The sequence below is a fragment of the Ktedonobacter robiniae genome (genome assembly GCF_016587375.1).
Classification (GTDB): Bacteria; Chloroflexota; Ktedonobacteria; order Ktedonobacterales; family Ktedonobacteraceae; genus Ktedonobacter; species Ktedonobacter robiniae.
In genome coordinates this window covers 749631-771474 of sequence record NZ_BNJG01000003.1, presented here as the reverse complement: position 1 = coordinate 771474, position 21844 = coordinate 749631, and the positions used below count along the sequence as shown (strand labels likewise).

16 protein-coding genes and 1 pseudogene are annotated in these 21844 nt (G+C 51.6%); 12 read left to right on the top strand and 5 right to left on the bottom strand.

The features are described from left to right. Positions 1-54: 54 nt before the first annotated feature. From JMJ04_RS36010 to JMJ04_RS36000, 3 genes are read left to right on the top strand one after another with little or no spacing between them, the layout of a single operon-like run. Positions 55-393, top strand: a complete 339-nt coding sequence (locus JMJ04_RS36010) for a helix-turn-helix transcriptional regulator (RefSeq protein ID WP_201375195.1) — start codon at positions 55-57, stop codon at positions 391-393. After that, positions 390-1109: a helix-turn-helix transcriptional regulator gene (locus tag JMJ04_RS36005; protein WP_201375194.1), complete on the top strand. Its 720-nt coding sequence runs from the start codon at positions 390-392 to the stop codon at positions 1107-1109. The genes JMJ04_RS36010 and JMJ04_RS36005 overlap by 4 nt, the downstream gene beginning before the upstream one ends. Before the next feature lie 28 nt (positions 1110-1137). Further along, positions 1138-2364, top strand: a complete 1227-nt coding sequence (locus JMJ04_RS36000) for an NAD(P)/FAD-dependent oxidoreductase (RefSeq protein WP_201375193.1) — start codon at positions 1138-1140, stop codon at positions 2362-2364. Between the two features lie 25 nt (positions 2365-2389). On the opposite strand, the gene JMJ04_RS35995 is transcribed toward JMJ04_RS36000, so the two are convergent. After that, on the bottom strand, positions 2390-3190 hold the full coding sequence (locus JMJ04_RS35995) for a response regulator transcription factor (RefSeq protein ID WP_476630029.1): 801 nt from the start codon (positions 3188-3190) through the stop codon (positions 2390-2392). A gap of 45 nt (positions 3191-3235) precedes the next feature. Next, positions 3236-5914: an ATP-binding protein gene (locus JMJ04_RS35990; RefSeq protein WP_201375192.1), complete on the bottom strand. Its 2679-nt coding sequence runs from the start codon at positions 5912-5914 to the stop codon at positions 3236-3238. A gap of 572 nt (positions 5915-6486) precedes the next feature. Here JMJ04_RS35990 and JMJ04_RS35985 point away from each other — a divergent pair. From JMJ04_RS35985 to JMJ04_RS35975, 3 genes are all read left to right on the top strand, one after another. Next, positions 6487-8244 carry a peptide ABC transporter substrate-binding protein gene (locus tag JMJ04_RS35985; RefSeq protein ID WP_201375191.1) on the top strand — a complete coding sequence of 586 codons (1758 nt, stop codon included), beginning with the start codon at positions 6487-6489 and terminating at the stop codon, positions 8242-8244. 648 nt (positions 8245-8892) lie between these two features. Then, the gene (locus JMJ04_RS35980; RefSeq protein WP_201375190.1) at positions 8893-10647 is read left to right on the top strand and encodes a peptide ABC transporter substrate-binding protein; all 1755 of its coding nucleotides are present in this window, start codon (positions 8893-8895) and stop codon (positions 10645-10647) included. 653 nt (positions 10648-11300) lie between these two features. Then, entirely contained in the window at positions 11301-13052 is a 1752-nt protein-coding gene (locus JMJ04_RS35975; RefSeq protein WP_201375189.1) for a peptide ABC transporter substrate-binding protein, read from the top strand. A 269-nt stretch (positions 13053-13321) separates the two neighbouring features. On the opposite strand, the gene JMJ04_RS35970 is transcribed toward JMJ04_RS35975, so the two are convergent. After that, positions 13322-13489 (bottom strand): lmo0937 family membrane protein, encoded by a 168-nt coding sequence (locus JMJ04_RS35970; RefSeq protein WP_201375188.1) that lies wholly within the window; start codon positions 13487-13489, stop codon positions 13322-13324. A gap of 369 nt (positions 13490-13858) precedes the next feature. On the opposite strand from JMJ04_RS35970, the pseudogene JMJ04_RS49175 reads away from it, so the two are divergent. From JMJ04_RS49175 to JMJ04_RS35945, 5 genes and pseudogenes are all read left to right on the top strand, one after another. Then, positions 13859-14086 (top strand): annotated as a pseudogene (locus tag JMJ04_RS49175) (metalloregulator ArsR/SmtB family transcription factor); the annotation flags it as partial. 112 nt (positions 14087-14198) lie between these two features. Continuing rightward, positions 14199-14936: an SdpI family protein gene (locus JMJ04_RS35960; protein WP_201375186.1), complete on the top strand. Its 738-nt coding sequence runs from the start codon at positions 14199-14201 to the stop codon at positions 14934-14936. 84 nt (positions 14937-15020) lie between these two features. Continuing rightward, positions 15021-15203, top strand: a complete 183-nt coding sequence (locus JMJ04_RS35955) for a hypothetical protein (protein ID WP_201375185.1) — start codon at positions 15021-15023, stop codon at positions 15201-15203. Positions 15204-15408: 205 nt separating this feature from the next. Then, positions 15409-17493 carry an amino acid permease gene (locus JMJ04_RS35950; RefSeq protein WP_201375184.1) on the top strand — a complete coding sequence of 695 codons (2085 nt, stop codon included), beginning with the start codon at positions 15409-15411 and terminating at the stop codon, positions 17491-17493. Positions 17494-17738: 245 nt separating this feature from the next. Next, entirely contained in the window at positions 17739-18569 is an 831-nt protein-coding gene (locus JMJ04_RS35945; RefSeq protein ID WP_201375183.1) for a sugar phosphate isomerase/epimerase family protein, read from the top strand. Positions 18570-18647: 78 nt separating this feature from the next. On the opposite strand, the gene JMJ04_RS35940 is transcribed toward JMJ04_RS35945, so the two are convergent. Then, positions 18648-19577, bottom strand: coding sequence for a cation diffusion facilitator family transporter (locus tag JMJ04_RS35940; RefSeq protein ID WP_201375182.1), 930 nt, complete (start codon positions 19575-19577; stop codon positions 18648-18650). 36 nt (positions 19578-19613) lie between these two features. Further along, the gene (locus tag JMJ04_RS35935) at positions 19614-20666 is read right to left on the bottom strand and encodes a sodium:calcium antiporter (RefSeq protein ID WP_201375181.1); all 1053 of its coding nucleotides are present in this window, start codon (positions 20664-20666) and stop codon (positions 19614-19616) included. A 226-nt stretch (positions 20667-20892) separates the two neighbouring features. Here JMJ04_RS35935 and JMJ04_RS35930 point away from each other — a divergent pair, with 226 nt between their 5' ends. Then, positions 20893-21819 carry a bifunctional helix-turn-helix transcriptional regulator/GNAT family N-acetyltransferase gene (locus JMJ04_RS35930; RefSeq protein WP_201376146.1) on the top strand — a complete coding sequence of 309 codons (927 nt, stop codon included), beginning with the start codon at positions 20893-20895 and terminating at the stop codon, positions 21817-21819. The last annotated feature ends 25 nt before the right edge of the window (positions 21820-21844 follow it).

The following is a 21844-nucleotide window of genomic DNA, read 5'->3' as shown; positions in this document are numbered from 1 at the left end:
GAAGAAGACAAACCAGCCAAACTGTACCTGACAGCCATCCAAGGTGATTGGTCCTTGACACTTTTTGTCAGGGATTGCTGCTATACTGAGCGCAGGCTTCGCGTCTGGCAGCAAAGGAGAACATCTCTGAAATTTGATCGCTTACTTGCTCTTGTTTTTCTGTTACAACGTTACCCACACCTCACAGCCAGGGAATTGGCAGCGCGACTACAGGTCTCAGAACGGACGCTGTACCGCGATATCAATGATCTCAGTCTTGCTGGTGTTCCTATCTATGGAGAAGGAGGACCGGGAGGAGGTTATACCCTTCTGCCAGATTATCATCTCCACATAGCCGGACTGAACGAGGAGGAGTTAAGCACGCTTTTTTCTCTGAAGGCCAAAGACCGTTGAGCGATCTTGATTTGCATACGACACGAGAGGTTGCCCTTGCGAAAGTCTTGAGCACGCTTTCTGAGCGAGACAAAAGGCGTGCCGTGGAGATACAGGAACGCTTGCATGTAGACCCAACAGGATGGAACTTTCCGGTTGACCAGGTGCCTCATTTACGAGCTGTTCAGGATGCCGTTTGGCAGAATCGCCGCCTCTCTCTGGTCTATCGGCAGGAAAGCGGGAACATCATGACGCCCCTGGTCGATCCCTTGGGACTCGTCGTGAAAGCTGGCATCTGGTACCTTGTTGGAGCCACGCGCGAAACCATCCGTCCATTTAGAATTGCCCGTATCCAGCAGGTGGAAGTCTTGCAGGAGACATTTAGCCGTCCAGAAGCGTTTCATCTTGCTCAGTACTGGGCAGAATGGTGTGCTCGTTTTTTGCCATCTTACCCGGTCACACTGCGCATTTCGCGAGATGCGGTTCCTCGCCTTCTCCAGCTTTTTGGGGAAGCTCTCAGCGACCGCCTTTTGCAATCAGAACCAGATGCCTCTGGATGGAGAACGGTTTCCCTGGTCTTTGAAACGATGGAGACTGCTCGCACGGCTTTACTGGGTCTGGGTCCCATGGCTGAAGTAGTGGAACCGAGAGAACTGCGGGCGAGCGTTATAGAATGGGCATCTGGCCTACTGGCCTGCTACAGCAACAAGGCGCAGAACCGGGTTGATCTCAATTGATTTTGTAAAGAGTGAAAGGATATATATAATGGTTGCAGAATCCGTCTCCTATTGGCAACGTACTTCTTCGCGTTTCTCTCTCCCCACTGATCTGCCGCCAGTGGCAGACGTCGCCATTGTTGGTGGAGGGCTCTTAGGTGCCGCAACCTGTTATTGGTTAGCACGAGCAGGTGTTCATGCTGTCCTGCTCGAACGCACAGCACTTGCGGATGGAGCGACAGGGCGCAATGGTGGGTTTGTTCGAGCAGGCACCGCCGGGTCTTATCCTGAAGCTATTGCTCGCCTTGGACAGCAAACCGCTCGTGCTGTGATGGACATCACGTATGAGAATCGTGTCTTGCTTCGCCAGGTGCTACAGGAGGAAGAGATCGCGTGTGACTACCGGGAGCCGGGTGCGCTCCAGTTGGCTCTAACTGAAGCCCAGAGTGAGGAACAACGCCAGGAAGTGGACCTATTACGAGCAGAAGGATTTTCCGCAGAATGGCTTGAGCGAGCACAGGTGGAAGCGATGATCAACACACCACTTGCTCCCGAGATTCTTAGTGGGCGTTTTCTGCCAGAACAGGGCCTCCTCCACTCTGCGCGGCTCGTGCAGGGCCTGGTCCAGGCAGCGTTGCGCCATGGCGCAAAAGCCTATCAGGCAGAAGTTCATAAGATCGAACAGGATGGAGCACATATCCGCCTGCGAACTTCGCAGGGGAGCCTGGTTGCACAAAGGGTTATTGTTGCAATCAATGCCTGGACGAGTACCTTATTGCCAGAACTGGCGAATGTTATTGTCCCTGTTCTGGAGCAGATGCAAGCCTATGAGGCACTTGATCCCATTTTTTCGATGGCACTCACTGTCCACATGAACACGGGAGAATATATGCAGCAAACTCCTTCTGGCAATATTCTGATTGGAGGGTGCGGATCTGTTGCCCCAAACGCAGGGGTTGGTATTTGGGAAAGAGTGCCAACAATCCCGGTACAAAAGGCGATTGAGCAGGTGTTGCCACGGATCTTCCCATTGCTTGCCCCTCAACTGCGCGTGGTACAGCGTTGGGCAGGAATCATAGGATGTACGCAGGATATGCATCCGATTGTTGATGCCGCGCTAACCTTTCCACAGGTCTTCTTCGTTGGTGGTTTTACTGGTCATGGGATGCCGTTCGGTCTCCGCTTCGGGCAACTCTTAGCCACAGCGGCAATGGATGGGTTCCTTCCCTCTGCGTTTCAGCCATTTCGGCTGGATCGTCCTTCGCTGGGCAGGTGAGTCATGCTCGCATGGTCCCTACAAATTATTGGTGCTCGCATGGTTGTAGGGGCCATGCGAGCATGGATTTCTTGAGGGGCAGAAATGCTTGCTGGCGGTCACCGCGCTCTTTATTTGCTGGTAGGAGTGACGAAGCGATAGCCGACGCCAGGCTCGGTGAGGAGGTAGCGCGGATTGGCTGAGTCAGTCTCCAGCTTGTGGCGTAAGCGATTGATGTATACGCGTAAATACTCGGCCTCATCGCCATATTCTGGCCCCAGATACTCTGGAGGAGCATGCGATGCGTAAGTACTTTGCCTGCGTTGGTGACCAGTTGCTTCAGCAGCGCGAACTCGGTTGGCGAGAGGCGAACCTCTTCACCCCGCAAGCGTACGATATGTCCCGCCAGGTCGACCTCGAGTTCGTCAAAGTGTTTGGCGCTGTTGGCGGCTGGCAGTGATCCTGTCTCTTCCCAATTTGTGCGGCGCAAGGCAGCACGCACGCGGGCTAGAAGCTCCTCCACTCCAAAGGGCTTGGTCAGGTAGTCGTCCGCTCCCAGGTCGAGCGTTGCTACTTTGTCGCGCTCTGAATCCAGCGCAGTGAGAATAATGATAGGTACGGTAGAGCTTTGGCGCACGCGCTGGCAAACCTCCAGTCCATCCATACGTGGCATCATGACGTCCAGAATAAGCAGGTGGGGGGCTTCCTGCTGCCAGAGGGCCATGGCTTCGAGACCATTGCTGGCTTCCAGGACCTCAAAGCCACGTGCGCGCAGATTGCGGCTCACAAAGTCTCGTAGCGCCTCCTCATCCTCGGCAAGCAGAATACGTTTTAGGGTTGCTGGCATAGGTTTTCCCCTTTGTTTAGATACCTTGAAATTGTAGATCGCGTGCTACTTATGTGGGCCTTCTCTCGCCGGAAGGGTGAATGAGATCGTTGTTCCCTGTTTAGCGCTTTCGGCCCAGATAGATGTTCCATGAGCTTCGATAAAGGCTTTGCAGATAGCCAGGCCGAGCCCGGTACCTCCTGAATGGCGTTGCCGACCATGTTGGGCGCGGTAGAAACGTTCAAATACATGCGGTAACTCGGTCGGAGCGATGCCAGGGCCGTTGTCTGTGACTGCGACAATGACCGCGTTTTCCTGTAGCTTTGCTGAGATATGTATCTCGCTCTCGCCATAGGCCAGGGCATTCATGACAAGGTTGCGCAGCACAACCTCTATGCGCCCACTATCGATATCTACGAGAGGCAGGTCGTCAGGGATACGCGTGGTTACCGTCACACCCGGATGCTCGGTCTCCGCGATGGTGTGCGTGACTATTTCCTGTAGCCTTGCCGGGGCGCGATTGAGTAGTAGGAGTCCTGCCTCCTGACGGGAGAGGTCCAGCAGGTTGCTGACAAGTTGTGCCATGTAGTCGGCCTTGGTGCTGATGGTTTGCAGGAAGTGGCGCTGGTCTTCAATGGGCCAGGTAACGTCTTCCTGCAGGAGGGTAGAGGCGTAGCCTTTGATGGCTGCCAGAGGCGTGCGCAATTCATGCCCTACCGCGCCCAGAAGGGTTGTCTTAAACTCATCTATCTCACGCTCGCGAGTTACATCACGTAACAGCAGGCCCCGTCCGATAGTTTGCCCCGCCTCGTCACCCACATCAAAGAAACGCAGGTGGATGACCTGGCGTTGTGTGTGTCGCTCAAGCTCAATGAGGAGTTCAGGCTTTTCGGCGGAAGTGGCCTGGAGCATCTTTCGCGCACACTCCTCTGGCTCCATAGCTGATCGGGAAAGCGCCTCGTAGAGAACCTGTATAGGATGACGTTCAAGTTCTGTAATGGGCAGGCCGGTGATAGAGCTGGCGCCCGGGTTGGCGTAGAGTACGGTTCCATTGATACCTGTCAGCACCAGGCCATCGCTCATGCTCTCCATAATTGCCTCTAGCTTCTGTTTCTCCTCCGAAGCCTGCTGATAGAGTTGTGCGTTCTCACGCGCTACCTCTCGTAGCCGTTCGTCACTGCGCTCATAGAGAACGGCGTGCTCCCAGGCCAGGGTGGCGTAGTTGGCGAATGTTAGAAGGAGATCGATCTCATTCTGGTTAAAAGGCTGGGGTTGAGTGCGATGAACTAGCAGGACTACACCACCTGCATGGCGGCTGATAATGGGGACCGCCAGCACTGAGCGGAAGCCCTCGTCATATGAGAGCGAAGGTGCTGGCCCTGCGCTGAGCAACTTTTGCACAGGTCGGTTAGAGTGGAGGGCCAGGACGGCTGAGGAGCTTACATTTTCGGGTGCCAGGGAGAGGATATCGTTATAGCGCCGGTTATGCCCATCGCTTACCAGTACATGTAAGACTCCTTGCTCGTCTGGCAGCAGTACCGCAGCGGCCTGTACATCTACCAGGCGGCGAACCTCGCGAATAATTTTCCCTACCACCGCCTGTGGTTCTAAGGAGCCCACGACGACGCTTGAGGTCTCAAGCAGTGTCTGGAGTTCGCCCAGCTTGGCCAGGCCATCGCGCTCCAGGCGGATGAGTGAGCGTGCCAGGTAGCCAACTTCGTCCGCGCGCCTGGCGAGTTGGGTGGCATGGGATGGGATAGATTGTTCGGAGGAGGGTAGAGCCTGGTGTTGTAGCGCCAGGGTATGTAGAGGACGAATAACGCGCCCATGTAACAGGAGCCAGAAGAGCAGACCGCCGATAGTGAAGATGAGCGCGATTGTAAGAAGCCAGAGATGCAGTTGAGTCACGACGTGGAGAGCTTCAGAGGCTGGACGCTGGACGACCACCGCCCAGTCAATATCAGAAACTGGGACTGAGCTAAAGAGCCAGTTCTGCCCATCAAGCCCTGTTCCAAGTTGGGAGTTCCCTTGATGCTGTAGGGCCAGGTCCGCGCCTGGCAGTTCATCAAGGACGGTTTGCAGGAGACGCGAGTGATCGGGAGTCGCTACCAGCTCGCCGCGGGCGTCGATAATGCTAATCTGGAGTTGATGTCGCTGGAGCTGTTGCGCTTTAACGACAGCTTGCAAAGGCTCGCTCAACTCGAAGAGTGAGAGGCTGGCGGCAATAATACCTACAAGCGTGCCATGGTTATCGTGTATGGGAGCAGCAATGATGACGCCTGCGTTAAAGGTTGTTTCGATGGCGATGCCTACCTCTATGACAGGATTGGCTGTATTACGTACGCGTGGAACTACATCTGGTGGCGAAAATTCGACCGCCATATTGGATTTCAATTGTGGATAGGAAGTTTGAATGAGGCCGAGTGGATCAAGCCAGTATACATGGTCTACATCGTTACGCGCAGCCTGGTAAGTCTGAAAGAGTTGCATAATAGCCTGGGATGTTCTGGCCTGCATAGCCAGGTGCCCAAGCGTGCTCAGTGAAACTTCAGAATCGCGTAAATGAAGATTTGTCTCAAGCGCAATCTCTTGAGCCAGGGCCTGATCAGAAGCCTGAACGGCTTCGCGCTGTTGTTGCTCAATAACAGTGTTTATTCCTGCTCCCCCGACGAGCACCACAATGACAAAAAGTAAGTAGACACTTACTAATTGGTAGAGCAGCGAATGACGTAAAATTGGAGGCATACCTGGCACTCCTCACCGAGTTTTTGTCTGAAAACCTCGCATAGTAGCGAGTTGTCAGTATACAACACGCCTCTACTTTGAGACATTTAAATATATTATAGCCTACAAATGGGAAAAGCTAACAAGCAATGCATAGAAATAGTAGCAAATATGTCTGTTTACTTATATCACTACTAGATAATAGAGCATCTTTTTGTTTCTTATTGTAAACAATATAATGAGAAAATGCGATAGGATATTCTATTAAAGTATATGGGTTTTATTTTTTGTGTTTTTATGTGAGAGATTATGCAAACCTATGGCGTATATATACTAGACTGTGTTGCTAGAGTATCCCTTTTTTAGGGATATGAAAAAGGTAGGGACAAGAACACTTGGTTTTTTCCGCCTTTCTTGGTCTAACATAGAAGCAGATGCATTTGTAAACAACGAAATAGAGAGAGGTGCCAGATTTTTCCTGGTATATGGCTGACGTAAGGTCGTAAAAGCTAATTTAAGCGATGAGATGCAGCAATCTTTGCTATTTCAACATAAAGTAGTCATTGCATACTGTCTCAAGGAGAATGTACTCAATGCGATCTGGCAAAAAACGTGTGACACTCTTTTTGCCATTGCTCCTGACCCTGCTCGCCGTGCTTGTCGCGGCATGTGGTGGCAATTCAGGAGGCAGTGGCTCAACTGGTAGCAAGCTATCCGATGACAAGCAGGTCTATGTGAATGCTTCACAGACGGCAGGTCTATCAGATCTCGCGACGCTTGATCCCGCGCTCTCGACCGACGCGCCCTCGATTAGCGCTATTGATATGATGTTTACAGGCCTGGTCCAGCTCGACGATAATCTGAAGGTGTATGGAGAACTGGCTCAGTCCTGGACTACCTCCAAGGATGGCCGGACCTGGACCTTCAAACTGCGTCCTGGTATTAAATTTAGTGATGGCAACCCCATCACCGCTGATGACGTGATCTTCAGCATTGATCGCGCCCTCAAGCCTGAGTTGAAGTCGACAGTGTCCCCGTCCTACCTGGGCCTGGTGAAAGACTCGGATAAGCGCTTTGCGGGCAAGGTTCCTACGCTGATCAATGATAGCCTCTTCGCCCCCGATCCCTCGACGGTCAAGATCATCACCAACCAGAATGCGCAGTATTTCCTTGATGCGCTCACCTACTCGACCTCGTATGTCGTAGAGAAGAGCTTTGTCCAGAAATATGGCGACACCGCTTTCTTGAAGCACCTGAGCGAGGGTGGTTGCTCTGGCCCCTTCAAACTGGACCAGTACAACTCTGGCAAATATGCCAGCTTTGTACCCAACTCCAACTACTGGGGTAGCAAACCACAGCTGAAGAAAGTTGTCCTCCCGTTCTACAAAGATCCACAGACGGCCTACAAAGCCTTCCAGACCAACCAACTGGATCTGGCCAACGTACCACCCACTAACCTGGATCAGGCGCGTGCTCTGCCTAACAACCAGTATCGCCAGGTTCCTCAGCTGACCATCGACTACTTTGCGATGAATTACCTGGCCAAGCCCTTTAACAATATTAAGATCCGTCAGGCCTTTGCTCTCGCCGTTGATAAGAGCGCCATCGAAAAGAGCATCTACAAGGGTGCGCGCCTGGCGACCAACCACATTGTGCCTCAGGGCATGCCTGGCTACAACCCCGACCTGAAGGGCCCGGCAGGCGTGACCAGCGTCAAGGGCGACAAGACCCTGGCTAAGCAGCTCTTCCAGGAGGGTATGCAGGAGGCGGGCTACACCACCTCTAACTTCCCCGCTGTCACGCTGACGCTTGCCACCAGTGGCTCATCCGCTGGTAAGAACCTTGCCGAGTTCGTGCAGCAGCAGTGGAAAGATGCCCTGGGTATCACGGTCACCATCAACGATGAGGACTTCAACAAACGCCTGGATGATGTCTCCAATACCGTAGGCAATGGCAAACTGCAGATGTGGTTCGCGGCCTGGGGTGCGGACTATCCCGATCCCGAGGACTGGACGACCCTGCTCTTTGGTGCTGGTTCACCTAGTAACTCACCCAACTATGGTATGGGGACTTCCAAGACCGTCGCGATTCAGAAGCAGATGCAGGACCTGATGCTGAAAGCTGACGTTAACCAGAATGCCACTCAGCGTATTGCTCAGTATAATCAGATTGAGCAGCAGATGGTGGATGATGTCGCCTGGATGCCTGTCGATCAGCGTACCCTGAGCTATGTCCTCAAGCCCTGTGTCCAGGGTGTCGTGGACAACGCGCAGGACCTGATTCCTCCTGGTGACTGGGCCAACATCTACAAGACCAACGATTCCTCCTGCGCTAACACGAGCTCTTATTAATCTCGTGTAGCGAAGAGGGTGTGTGACAACTAGTCACGTGCGCTCGACAAAAGAGAAGAGGAGAGGATGCAAATTGCATCCTCTCCTCTTCTCTTTATTGTGAAATAGTGCTCTGTAAAATGAGCTTGTGATGTAGATTTATACGAGTTTTCTGGACGAGAACGTCGCTCGCATTTAAAGTATTTAAGCATGAAATTGCTAAAAAATGGAAGCGCAGACCTGATAACACAGTAATAATTGTTAATAAGACGGTTTGATTACATAGGTACTTGATATTATATTACCTTTATATTTTATATTATAGATAACTTGATGGAAGACAAGGCTGGGTAAGTTATTAAAGAGAATGAAATTTGATTCTTGGGGATTTGTGCGAGAGATTATACAAACTCGTGGCGTATATATAATACGCTGTGTTAGCGTAGTATCCATTTCTAAGGATATGGAAAGGTGAGGGCAAGAAAGACAGATTTTCTTGTCTTTGTTTGTTTTTGCATACGACAGCGGTATTTACATGTTTGTAGTAGAGAAGGGGTCCAGTGGTGAGCTGGTTTATAGCCGAGAAAAGATGGTTTAAACGGCGATAATACCCTTCACTATCTCAACAAATCATGGTCCTTGTATGCGTTTCTAAGGAGAATGTACTTAATGCAGTCTGGCAAAAAACGTAGGATACTTTTTTTGCCATTACTCCTGACCCTGCTTGCCGTGCTCGTTGCAGCATGCGGCGGCAATTCAGGAGGTAATGGTAGCTCATCTGGTAGCAAGCTATCTGATGACAAGCAGGTGTATGTCATCCCCGAGAGCGGCCTGTCGGATCTCGCGACGCTTGATCCCGCGCTCTCGACCGACGCGCCCTCGATCGGCGCTATTGACCTAATGTTTACAGGCCTGGTCCAGCTCGACGATAATCTGAAGGTGTATGGAGAACTGGCTCAGTCCTGGACCACCTCCAGTGATGGCCTGACCTGGACCTTCAAACTGCGTCCGGGAATCAAATTCAACGATGGCAACCCCATCACTGCTGATGATGTGATCTTCAGCATCGACCGTGCCCTCAAACCTGAGTTGAAGTCGACTGTGGCTCCAGCCTACTTGAGCCTAGTGAAAGACTCGGATAAGCGTTTCGCGGGCAAGGTTCCGACACTGATCAATGATAGCCTCTTTGCCCCTGATCCCTCGACCGTCAAGATTGTGACCAGTCAGAATGCGCAATACTTCCTCGACGCGTTGACTTACCCGACCTCTTATGTTGTGGAGAAGAGCTTCGTCCAGAAGTATGGCGACACCGATTTTCTGAAGCACCTGAGCGAGGGTAGCTGTTCTGGTCCCTACCAGCTGGAAAAGTACACGTCTGGCAAACAGGTCAGCTTTGTTCCCAATAACAGCTACTGGGCTGGTAAGGCCCAGCTGAAGAAGGTAGTCTACGCCTTCTACAAAGATCCGCAGACGGCCTACAAAGCTTACAAGACCAATCAGCTGGACAATGCTGGCGTGCCAACTGCTAACCTGGATGAGGCGCGTGCTCTGCCCAATAAGCAGTTCCGCCAGGTTCCTCAGCTGACCATCGACTACTTTGCGATGAACTACCTGGCCAAGCCCTTCAACAATATCAAGATCCGTCAGGCCTTTGCGCTCGCCGTTGACAAGAGTGCGATTGAGAAGAACATCAACAAGGGTGCGCGCCTGGCGACCAACCATATCATACCTCAGGGCATGCCTGGCTACTACCCCGACCTGAAGGGCCCGGCTGGTGTGACTAGCACCAAGGGCGATAAGACTCTGGCCAAGCAACTCTTCCAGCAGGGCATGCAGGAAGAGAATTATACCCTCTCGAACTTTCCCGCTATCTCAGTGACGGTTGCTAGCAGTGGCTCACAGTCTGCAAAGAACCTCTTCGAGTTCGCGCAGCAGCAGTGGAAAGACACTCTGGGCGTTACGGTCACCATCAACGATGAAGACTTCAACAAACGCCTGGATGATGTCTCCAATACTGTGGGCAATGGTAAACTGCAGATGTGGTTCGCGGCCTGGGGCGCGGACTATCCCGATCCCGAGGACTGGACGACCCTGCTCTTCGGCGCTGGTTCATCCAATAACTCACTCAACTATGGTATGGGGACTTCCAAGACCGTTGCGACACAGAAGCAGATTCAGGACCTGATGCTGAAAGCTGATGTTAACCAGAATGCCACCGAGCGCATTTCTCAGTACAATCAGATCGAGCAGCAGATGGTGGATGATGTCGCCTGGATGCCTGTCGATCAGCGTACCCTGAGCTATGTCCTCAAGCCCTGTGTCAAGGGTATCGTGGACAACGCGCAGGACCAGATTCCTCCTCAGGACTGGTTGAAGATTTACAAGACCAGCGATTCCCCCTGCGCCAACACGAGCGCATACTAAGCTTGTATCGCAAAGAGGGTATGTGACGATTTCAATCACATGCGCTTGACAAAAGAGAAGAGGAGAGGGTGCAATCTGCACTCTCTCCTCTTCTCTTTATTGTGAAATAGTGCTCTGCAAAATGCGCTTGTGATGCAGGTTTGTACAAGCTTTCTGGATGTAAATATATCTCAAATTTAAAGTATTTAAGCATGAAATTGCTAAAAAATGGAAGCGCAGACCTGATAACACAGTAATAATTGTTAATAAGATGGTATGATTACATAGGTACTTGATATCATATTACCTTTATATTTTATATTATAGATAACTTGATGGAAGGCAACGCTAGATACGTTATTAAAGAGAATGAAATTTGATTTTTGGGGATTTGTGCGAGAGATTATACAAACTCATGGCGTATATATAATACGCTGTGTAAATGTAGTATCCATTTCTAAGCATATGAAAATGGAGAGGGGCAACAAAGACGGATTTTCTTGTCTTTCTTTGTCTCGCATAGTAGCAGCGATATTTACATGTTTGTAGATAGAGAAGAATTCTAGTGATGAATTGGTTTATAGCCGGGAAAAGATAATTTAAGCGGCGGTAATACTCTTCACTATCTCAGCAAAACATGGTCTTTGTATGCGTTTCTAAGGAGAAAGTACTTGATGCAGTCTGGCAAGAAACATGTGACACTCTTTTTGCCGTTGCTCCTGACCCTGCTTGCCGTGCTCGTTGCAGCATGCGGTGGCAGCTCGGGTGGTAACACAGCTGGCGGCAAACTATCTGATGACAAGCAAATTTATGTTGTTCCTTTGAGCGGTCTATCGGATGTCGCGACGCTTGATCCCGCGCTTTCGACCGACTCGGCTTCTATTACTGCTCTTGACATGATGTTCACGGGCCTCGTCCAGCTCGACGACAACCTGAAGGTCTATGGCGAACTGGCTCAGTCCTGGAAACAGTCTAGTGATGGTTTGACCTGGACCTTTACCCTACGTCCCGGACTCAAGTTCAGCGATGGCAACCCCATCACCGCTGATGACGTGGTCTATAGCATTGACCGCGCGCTCAAGCCTGAGTTGAAGTCGACGGTTGCCCCCTCCTATCTGGGACTTATTAAAGACTCGGACAAGCGTTTTGCGGGCAAGGTCCCCACACTGATTGGCGATAGCATCTTTGCTGTCGATCCCACAACAGTTAAGATTGTAGCCAAAAGCAATGCTCAGTACTTCTTGCAGGCGCTGACCTACTCGACCTCCTATGTCGTAGAGAAAAGCTTTGTAGAGAAGTATGGCGACACCGATTTCCTGAAGCACCTGAGCGAGGGTGGTTGCTCAGGCCCCTTCAAACTGGATCAGCACAACGCTGGCAAGTATGTCAGTTTTGTACCCAACTCCAATTACTGGGGTAGCAAGCCACAGCTGAAGAAAGTCGTGTACGCGTTCTATAAAGACCCACAGACGGTCTACAAAGCCTACAAGACCAACCAGGTTGACCAGGCTGGCGTGCCAACTGCTAACCTGGATGAGGCGCGTGCACTGCCCAACAAGCAGTTCCGCCAGGCCCCTCAGCTGGCTATCGACTACTTTACCATGAACTGGCTGACCAAGCCTTTCAACAACGTCAAGATCCGCCAGGCCTTTGCGCTCTCCTTTGACAAGAGTGCGATTGAGAAGAGCATTACTAAGGGCGTACGTTTGGCGACTAATCATATCGTGCCCCAGGGTATGCCTGGCTACAATCCCGACCTGAAGGCTCCTGCTGGCGTGACCAGCACCAAGGGTGATAAGACCCTGGCCAAGCAGCTTTTCCAGGAAGGTATGCAAGAGGAAGGCTACACAACCGCCAACTTCCCCGCCATTACCTTGACAGTGGCAACTGGTGGTTCACAGACCTCCAAGAACCTCTACGAGTTCGCGCAGCAGCAGTGGAAAGACACTCTGGGCGTTAACGTAACCATCAACGACGAGGACTTCAATAAGCGCCTCGCCGATGAGTCCGGTACCGTAGGCAATGACAAATTGCAGATGTGGGCCGCTGCCTGGATCGCTGATTATCCCGATCCTCAGGACTGGCTGACCCTGCTCTTTGGTAAGGGCTCGACCAACAACGAGAACAACTACGGTATGGGTAAAGCGAAGGATCTCAGTGTCCAGCAGCAGACTCAGGACCTCATGTTGAAGGCTGATGTCAATCAGAATGCCACTGAGCGTATCACCCAGTATAACCAGATTGAGCAGCAACTTGTCGATGATGCAGCCTGGATTCCCTTCGATCAGCGTACCACGGTCTATGTCCTTAAGACATGTGTTCAAGGTGTTGTGGATAACGCTCAGGATCTGACTCCTCCTGGAGACTGGGCTAAGATCTATAAGTCCAGCGATTCTGCCTGCGCCAACACAAACACGTACAAATAAGCTCGTGTCGTGTAGAGGGTGCGTGATAACCATTCACGTGTGCTCTACAAAAGGGGAGGAGAGGGTGCAATTTGCATCCTCTCCTCCCCTTTGTTGTATGAAGTAGTTCTATGTAAAAAAAAGAACTTGAGGAGCGCGCCGAAATTTTATGTGTGAGAATTTATATATGCAGTAAGAGAACCCATCGAGCATAAGATATGGGCGATGGGTTCTCTTTGCAAGTCTATATCACCAGAAAGGCTTCTCTTGCTCTGCTGAGTAGTTGCTGGCTAAATGGTGCGGCGTGAACGGCCAGCCACGAAGAGATTATACAGGGCCACGATGACGGCAATCACCAGCAGCAGGTGAATCAAGCCACCTGCGATGTGCAAGACAAAACCAAGTAGCCACAGAACAAAGAGAATGACCACGACGGCCCAGAGAATACTACCAATCATGATGTTACCCCTTTCGACTTATCCGAGGAATTTCGCGAGAAGGCGAATATATGCTGACCTCTCAAATATTTCTCGGATTACAAATGTAATCATAGATGATACCTTGTAATAGATGATGCAACTTTTTCTACTATGGACACGAGTTAACTATCTAAGAAGATGCACGAATGCGTGAGTATCTGTTTAGAAAAGGATAAGTTTTGGCTTAAAAGTAGGGCTGGGTGAGGGTAAAGAGATCCCAGTCAGGGCGCGTCTTCAGCATGACGGCGCGTAAGTCTTGCCTCTTGACTTTCCCACTCTGACCTGCTAGTATTTCAATGTACATTGAAATACTAGCAGGTCTCTCAACGAGAAAAGGAACGCATGGAGATGCAAGAAGCATACAAGGCGATCGCTGACCCCACACGTCGGAGAATTTTAAAGTGTCTGCGAGAGGGAGCACATACAGTGGGAGATCTCGCAGAGCAGGCTGGCGTTACCCGGTCACTTCTCTCGCATCATTTGACCATCCTTAAATTGGCAGACCTGGTGCGTGTTGAACGACGTGGGCAATTTCAGGTCTACTCGTTGAATACCACTGTTTTTCAAGACCTCATGATGGAGGTTCTTGGCTGGTTTGGGGACATGCACGTTCCCACCGATTTACAGGATAAAACACTCTTCACCACCGAAGAGGAACCTTGTTCTGACCAACCTCTGGAGAAAACGCATGAATAATCCCAGTCGCACCAGTGACAAAATCCTGCCACGTCCCAATCCCAGGTGGCGCAACTCGACCGATATGTTGATCTGGGCAATTATCGTTCTTCAACTGCTGATCGCGCTTTTCGCGTATCCGTTCTTACCTGCAACAGTGCCTGTTCATTGGAGCGGTGGGCATGCCACTAGCTATGGACCGAAATGGATGGCGACGTTTCTTTTCCCGGGTATCAGCCTGCTGGTCTGGTTCCTGCGAGTACGTCAGGCTGCCGGTCCCCATCTGGGCAGTCGTATTGACGAGGCCACCAATGTCCAGTGGCGTAGTTTCCTTTTCATGGGCAGTATCGTAGTGCTGCTCCTGGTTCAGGTCATTGCAACGGCGAACAATCTGGGAATGAACCTCGACATAAGCTTTTTCATCTCGCTGGGAGTTGGCGGGCTGTTCATTTTCACCGGCAACTATCTTGGCAAACTGCGTCGGAATTTCTGGATGGGCATTCGCACGCCTTGGACGCTCAGCAGTGATGCTTCGTGGGAACGCACTCATCGCGTCGGGGGTAGGCTCTTTGTTGCTTGCGGCCTGCTTTGCATTCCGCTGAGCTTCATGCCAGCACTCCGTCCCTGGTTTTTCCTTTCTCTGGTCTTGTTGATGGCTGCCTTTCTCTATCTATATTCATATATCAGTTACCGACGCGAACAACCAGAGTACGCCCCGGGATCTTTCGATGATCCCCCAGTCGAGAACTGATGAGACAGAGAAACACATAGTCATGGCCGCACTGAAACCCAAATCACCTGTACCTGCGCTCGTGCCAATGAGGCGGATTGACGCATGAGCGCATCCAGAGGCAAGACAGAGCGGAAGATTGGCACGCTGGTGTTAGGAGGAATCGAACTGGCTTCGTTTCTCTCGACTCATGACGTCAGGCATCTGCTGGTGCTGGTCTTGTTGCTCGTTTTCTTTTTCGTGCCCGTGATTGGGTATTGGCAGCTTCGCACCTCAGAGAAATCGTAGTACGTCACAGTAGCTGTTTGCGGTCGCGATAGCCCATATCACATCAGAGGTAGAGCAAGCCGGTGCCTGGTGAGGCTTGTTTTTTTTATTGATACTACTATGAATAATAGAGAGCAGATGTGCCGTGCGCGCTGGCCTTCTTCTATTTTTATAGCCGAACGTTTCCCTCTTGCTCATTGTTCTCTAGCCAGGGAGAGAAGTAGTAATGAAGACGCTCTCAGCATCTCAACCCAACAAACCCCTGCCAGGCTCCAGACCTGAGATTCCCCCACTCCCTGCTGTGCTGAGCAGGAGGGACCTTGTTGTTCTTCTCGTCCTGGCTGTCATGGCCTTTTCTAATATTGCTTATATCCACCCCGCCGGTCCATCAGCGATTTCCTACTGGCTATTGGGAGGAGCAATCTTCTTGCTTCCCTGTACCATCATCACCCGGTGGCTTGCGTTGCATTTACCTGGGCAGGGCAGCCTCTATGCCTGGGTTAGCAGTGTCTTTGGCTCAACTCCAGGCTTTATCGTAACCTTTGGCACCTGGGTTGCTGGTCTTTTACTGACGGCTACCTATATTGAAGAGGCCGCTGACTATCTGCACTTCTCATACCCGGCGTACCTCAGTACACCCACTCAATATGCCTTCGCCATGTTTCTTCTTTTCTGCCTGGCGGTGGGTATCAGTTGTCTCCCGCTCGCACGCTTAAAACACGTCTTATTCGTAAGCTGCCTGCTCTATCTCTTACTCGGCGCGGGAGCGCTCGGACGGCTCCTGCAAGGGCACCAGAGCGCTGCCTCCTTTATACGCCCCGTAAACTGGTATGCTGTCTTCCCAGACAATGCGTCCTATTTTAGTACCATCATTTTCGCCTTACTTGGCGTCAATTATCCTTTTTTCCTGGGGAGGGAACTGCGTGAAGGACAGGCTGGTTTGCGACACGCGTCAACCTATATCTGGTGGGGAGCGGGCCTCATACTGCTGTTCTACCTTCTTGGTACCTGGAGCCTTGTGGTAGTGCTACCAGTCGCGCCCGAAACAGAAACGTTGACCGCATTTCGTGCAAGCACCATGCTCTTTGGCTCGTTTGGTGGTTCCCTCTTTACCCTCGCCCTGGCCTGCTCAGATGTGATACTGCTGGTTGTCTATCTACTCCTCTTTTCGCGTTTATTGGTGACGCTAGCTCAACACCATCACCTTCCCGCTTCTTTTGCGCGTCCTAATCGTTGGGGGGTTCCTCTCGTCTCTCTGCTCATAGATGCATTGGCTGTTGCAGTGACTTCTGCCGTCCTCTTTGTCCTCTTTCCTTTGCTGCATGTATACGAGCAAAATCCAGCAGTGACGAGGTATAATAACTATGAGCTTTCCCTGGCAGTAGGTGTTATCCTGCTCCTCACATCGATGATCATTCTGTTTGTCCTGCCCTTCTTTATCCGCTCTTATGGATCTCAACAGGGCGCTTCTCCTGGATTACTGTGGCGAAAACATTTTACCTTTTTCTTTATCGCACTCACTGGAATAAGTACGTCGGTAATCGCTATCTGGGCGACGCTCTCAATATCCCTGGTTGCATCAATGTCCAACCGAAATTGGGAAAATACGCTCCTCATGAGTGTTGTGGTAACACTTGTCGTGGGCTGGCTTGGGGGAGAATATCCTCGGCTACGGACCTTGCTGAGTGATCAACAATTTGAGACGGAAAAAGAAAGAATGTTGCGCAAGCAACTTCAGGAAGCGTATCAGCAACAAGAGGTCTTGCTCATGGAAGTAGACCGTTTGTATCGAGAACAAACCCGTGCCGCGACAACTGATCCGGTCACAGAGCTCCCGAATCATAGAGCAATCATGAGCGCACTCAATGTTGTGTTTACTGACTGTTGTCAGAGAACATGTGCGATCCTCTTTGTCGACGTGGATTACTTTAAACGGATCAATGATCGCTGGGGACACCAGGTTGGCGATTATATCCTGCATGAAGTGGGGCAGCGCCTGCGAGCCTCCCTTCGCGCAGATGATACGGTCGGGCGCTACGGAGGAGAGGAGTTCGCGGTTATTTTACGGGACATCAACCTGGATCTGGCAATGAGTGTCGCAGAAAGGCTTCGTCGTACTCTGGAGGAGCGGCCATGTTGCTGGCAGACCGAGGGAGAGAGGCATGAGACGCATGTCACTATCAGCGTGGGGGTCGCCCTCTATCCCGATCATGCCTCGACTCCAGATCAGCTTATGAAACGCGCAGACCTGGCTATGTATCGAGCCAAACAGGCTGGTCGAAATTGTGTATGTATCGCAACCGCCGTTTGACAATATACGTTATGCCAGGGTCTTCCATGCCTGCTCATATGCCTCATTGCAAAGGCCTCACCTCTACTATAAGCTTGACTGCTTACCTCTCACCTCTCTATGAGGCGCGAATGGTGCTTCTTCCCCTGGGTGCACTTGACAATAAAATAGACGGCTGCCTGCTTTGAGAGATATACTTCACTATAAAAGTTTTTGCCTATGTGTAGGAGCGTTTCGCTCTTTGCAAGAGAGAGGGAGGATGTATTTTGCAGACCAATAATCAAGCTGCTCGTGTCTCAGTATCTACGTGGAGCCTGGATCGTACTCTTGGCAGTCCAGCTTTTTATGGTGTTGGCGCTCCGCTGCCAGCCAATACTCACAACAAGGGAGCGTATTCGCTGTTAGCATTGCCTGAGCGCCTGGTGGAGGTGGGCATCTCTACTATGGAGATTTGTCATTTTCACTTGCCCACTCTTGATCCAGGGTATCTTGGAGAACTGCGAGCGGCATTGGAGGCTGCGCAGGTAGAACTCTTCTCGCTACTGGTAGATGACGGCGATATTACGCATCCCACGAATGGAGAGCGTGACCTGGCATGGATACGTCAGTGGTTAGACGTGGCTCAAGCACTAGGGGCACGCTGTATGCGTGTGATCGCTGGAAAATCCGATCCCTCGCCTCAATCACTAGAACGAAGCTACCACGCCTTGAGCGTATTGGCGGCTGAGGCCAGGGAAAGGGATGTACGCTTGATGACTGAGAACTGGTTCGCGCTCCTTTCAACTCCTCAGTCGGTTCAGGCCCTGTTCGAGCGCCTGAATGGCGAGGTCGGACTCTGCCTCGATTTTGGTAACTGGAAGGGTCATGGGAAATATGCAGCCTTTGAAGAGATTGCTTCCCTGGCTGAGTCTTGCCATGCAAAGGCTTCTTTTGACTCACCCTACGTCCTGGACCAGGAAGACTATCTACGTTGTCTAGACATTACGCGCCTGGCCAACTTCTCTGGCCCCTATACCTTGATCTATGATGGTCCAGATCAAGACGAGTGGGAGGGGCTAGCCAACGAACTGGCTGTTGTGCAACAGTACGTGCAATAAGCACGAAAATTTGATCGAATAGAGGCGAGATAGAGGAGGAAGACTCCCCCCTCTATCTCGCCTCTATTCGATCAAATTTTATGAGGTCGCTTGCTCTATTTGCTGCTCTACGCGGTCGAGCGTGGTATCTTCCCAAGAGGTGGGGTCTTCCTTAGGCTCAAGATGGGTAAAGACAGTACTACCGGGAAGAGTTTTGCGTATAGCCAGCTCAATCTCTTCACAGAGGGTATGCCCCTTGAGCACCGTCCAGTTGCCGGGTACGAGTACGTGGAAGGAGATAAAGCGCCGGTGGCCCGCCGAGCGGCTGCGAATGGCATGGAAGGCGATACCTTGCTCCTCGTAATGCTTCATGACTGCGCGTATCTGGTCCTGGTCTTCATGTGGGAGGGCCGTGTCAAGGAAACCCAGCCCTGTTTCGCGTAGCAGCTTGATGCCTGTCCAGACGATATTGATGGCGACGGCGATGGCGATTAGCGGATCAAGAATGTACCAACCCGTCAGGGCGACCAGTACTATGCCTACCAGGACGCCAACGGTCGTTATGACATCTGCGAAGAGGTGGTGTGCGTCGGCCTCAAGCGTAATGGAGCGCTGCTGCTTTCCTGCGCGAAACATAAACCAGGCCAGCACAGCATTGACGATGGCGCCTGAAACAGAGAAGGCCAGGCCCAGCCAGGCTTGCTCGATTGGTTCTGGATGGAGGAGGCGTGGGATGGCTTCCCAGATGATGAACAGGGCCGCGACGAGGATCAGTGCTCCCTCGACACCGCTGGCGAAATATTCGGATTTGGTGTGTCCATAGGCGTGGTCTTCGTCGGCGGGCCGCGCGGCAAGCGTCAGCGCCCAGAGACCTACCAGGGCCGCGACCAAATTCACGATGGACTCGGCGGCATCAGAAAAAAGGCCGACCGAACCTGTAAGAAAGTAGCCAATAAACTTGACTGTCATCGTGAACAGAGCCGCTCCAACAGAAAGCAGGATATAAAAGCGTGGTGAGTACTGCCTCATGAAATACCCTTCATTTTAAATAGTCCATTGAAATGTTTAACGCGCGAAGGTAACGAGTCCCAGGATACCCAGCACATAACAGATAAGCACCAGGAGAGAATCGATGCCCATATGTAGTATCTGACGCTTAGGTCGGAAAATCAACCCATGGATATAGATGATAGTAAGTACGCCACCGAGCGCGGCCAGGTAGAGATCGGCCTTCTGTGCCTTTGGCAGCACGGCTTCGCCTGAAAGCAGGGTCGCGAGCAGGAAGAGGACTGGGAGGAAGGCATTGCCACCAAAGATATCGCTAAAAGCCAGGTTATAGGCCTTCAATCTGATGGAAGCCAAACCCGTTGAGATCTCGGGCAAGGCCGTTGCCAACGCCAGAATTGTGCTACCAAAGACGACCCCACTCATACCGATCTGATGGGCGATCTCATTGCCGCTTTCCTCAAGTGCCACACCTGCAACCAGTGTAAAGAGAGCCGCAACCAGAAAGACAATGACGATGCGTATTGTGCTCCAGCGTTGTATCTTCTCCTTTTTTCTATCGCTGCGCTTCCCATGCAGCACCTCCTCGGGAACTCCCTTCTCCTGCCAGGGGAGAGCCTTGCGGGCCTTCCCGATTAGCCAGACGCCGACAACCCAGGTAATAGTAATGAGGAGTGTTGCCGGAGTAACGCGTAGGAAGACGAGCGACGGTGGGAGCTGTGTACCCATTATCGTTAGGAAGAGTACGGCAACGACCAGGCTACCCTCCAGGATCAATTGCAGGGAGGCGGCATAATAGCTTAGCGCGTCCTTCCGCCACAGGCCTACCACATCAAATAAGACCAGCACCACTGTCTGAATGGCGATTCCGCCCAGGATATTACCAACCGCGATCTCCAGATTATGTGAAAGGGCCGCGCTGGCCGTAATCGCGATCTCTGGCAGGTTTGTCGTAATGGCCAGGAAGAGCATGCCTCCCAGAGCCTGCCCCATATGAAAGCGATCATCCATCTCATCAGTCGTGCTTGAGAGATAGACACCAGCCAGCCAGACGACGGCGGCCGCGGCCAAAAAAATTAGTATTAATACGAGAAGTGGCAATGAATGCAGCATGGCTCCCTCCTCTTGGTAGAGCGATATATTGTGTGTCTGTCTGTAACTGAACACGTATCGCTTGGGCAAAAGGAGGCAGCCGCCTAACACATTCAGTGGCAAACAAAGGGGACAGAGACAGAAAAAGAGGAAGAGATCGTCTTCTTCCTTGCATTTTTGTTGTTTTTAACTTATATTTGACTAAAGCAAGTAACTAATTGCCAGAAGCAAGGAAGGGAGAAAAGTGATAGTGGATAATTTGGAGACCAAAATTCGCGAGGTACGACGCTTTAACCGCTTCTTTACCCGGCAGATCGGGGTATTGCGCGAGGGTTTGTTGCATAGCCCCTACTCCTTGGCTGAGTCACGTGTGATTTTTGACCTGGCTCAAGGCCATGCTTTGACGGCATCTGACCTGTGCCGCGAATTGGGGCTGGACGCGGGTTATTTGAGCCGTATTCTCAATCGCCTGGAGCAGCAGGGGTTGCTGGAGAAGGTGCGCTCCGAAACCGATGGTCGCCAGCGCCTTCTGCGCCTGACCACTGAGGGAAGGCAAGCCTTTGCTGTGCTGGATCAGCGTTCACGTGACGAAGTCAGTGAAATGCTCGGTGAGTTAAGCGAGGGCGAGCAGCAACGCCTGCTTCAGGCTATGGAGAGCATTGAGCATATTTTCAATAAGAGTCTCAAGTATGCTGAACCCTTCTTTTTACGTTCACATGAGCCGGGCGATATGGGCTGGGTGACGCACAGGCATGGCGTGCTTTATACCCAGGAATATGGCTGGGATGAGCGCTTCGAGGCTCTCGTGGCTCAGATTGTCGCAGATTTTATCAACAACTATCAGCCAGAATGGGAGCGTTGCTGGATTGCCGAGATGCAAGGCGAGATTGTGGGTTCAGTATTTGTTGTGCGGGCCAACGAGGACGAGGCCAAACTCCGCCTGCTGCTAGTCGAACCGAAGGCACGTGGTCTGGGACTCGGCACTCGTCTCGTCGAGGAGTGCATCCGCTTCGCGCGCCGTAGGGGCTATAAAAAGCTCAAACTCTGGACGAATAGCATTCTTGTGGAGGCGCGCCACATTTACACCAAAACCGGCTTCACGCTCGTAGAGCAAGAACCTCACCACAGCTATGGCCATGACCTCATAGGCGAAACCTGGGAGCTACCTCTATAAGCAAGCGCTTATTTCGGATAGATAA

Bases quoted from the DNA above. Each gene is read 5' to 3' on its own strand.
- JMJ04_RS36000 (WP_201375193.1), top strand. From the start codon at position 1,138: ATGGTTGCAGAATCCGTCTCCTATTGGCAACGTACTTCTTCGCGTTTC.
- JMJ04_RS35995 (WP_476630029.1), bottom strand. From the start codon at position 3,190: ATGCCAGCAACCCTAAAACGTATTCTGCTTGCCGAGGATGAGGAGGCG.
- JMJ04_RS35990 (WP_201375192.1), bottom strand. From the start codon at position 5,914: ATGCCTCCAATTTTACGTCATTCGCTGCTCTACCAATTAGTAAGTGTC.
- JMJ04_RS35985 (WP_201375191.1), top strand. From the start codon at position 6,487: ATGCGATCTGGCAAAAAACGTGTGACACTCTTTTTGCCATTGCTCCTG.
- JMJ04_RS35980 (WP_201375190.1), top strand. From the start codon at position 8,893: ATGCAGTCTGGCAAAAAACGTAGGATACTTTTTTTGCCATTACTCCTG.
- JMJ04_RS35975 (WP_201375189.1), top strand. From the start codon at position 11,301: ATGCAGTCTGGCAAGAAACATGTGACACTCTTTTTGCCGTTGCTCCTG.
- JMJ04_RS35970 (WP_201375188.1), bottom strand. From the start codon at position 13,489: ATGATTGGTAGTATTCTCTGGGCCGTCGTGGTCATTCTCTTTGTTCTG.
- JMJ04_RS35960 (WP_201375186.1), top strand. From the start codon at position 14,199: ATGAATAATCCCAGTCGCACCAGTGACAAAATCCTGCCACGTCCCAAT.
- JMJ04_RS35955 (WP_201375185.1), top strand. From the start codon at position 15,021: ATGAGCGCATCCAGAGGCAAGACAGAGCGGAAGATTGGCACGCTGGTG.
- JMJ04_RS35950 (WP_201375184.1), top strand. From the start codon at position 15,409: ATGAAGACGCTCTCAGCATCTCAACCCAACAAACCCCTGCCAGGCTCC.
- JMJ04_RS35940 (WP_201375182.1), bottom strand. From the start codon at position 19,577: ATGAGGCAGTACTCACCACGCTTTTATATCCTGCTTTCTGTTGGAGCG.
- JMJ04_RS35935 (WP_201375181.1), bottom strand. From the start codon at position 20,666: ATGCTGCATTCATTGCCACTTCTCGTATTAATACTAATTTTTTTGGCC.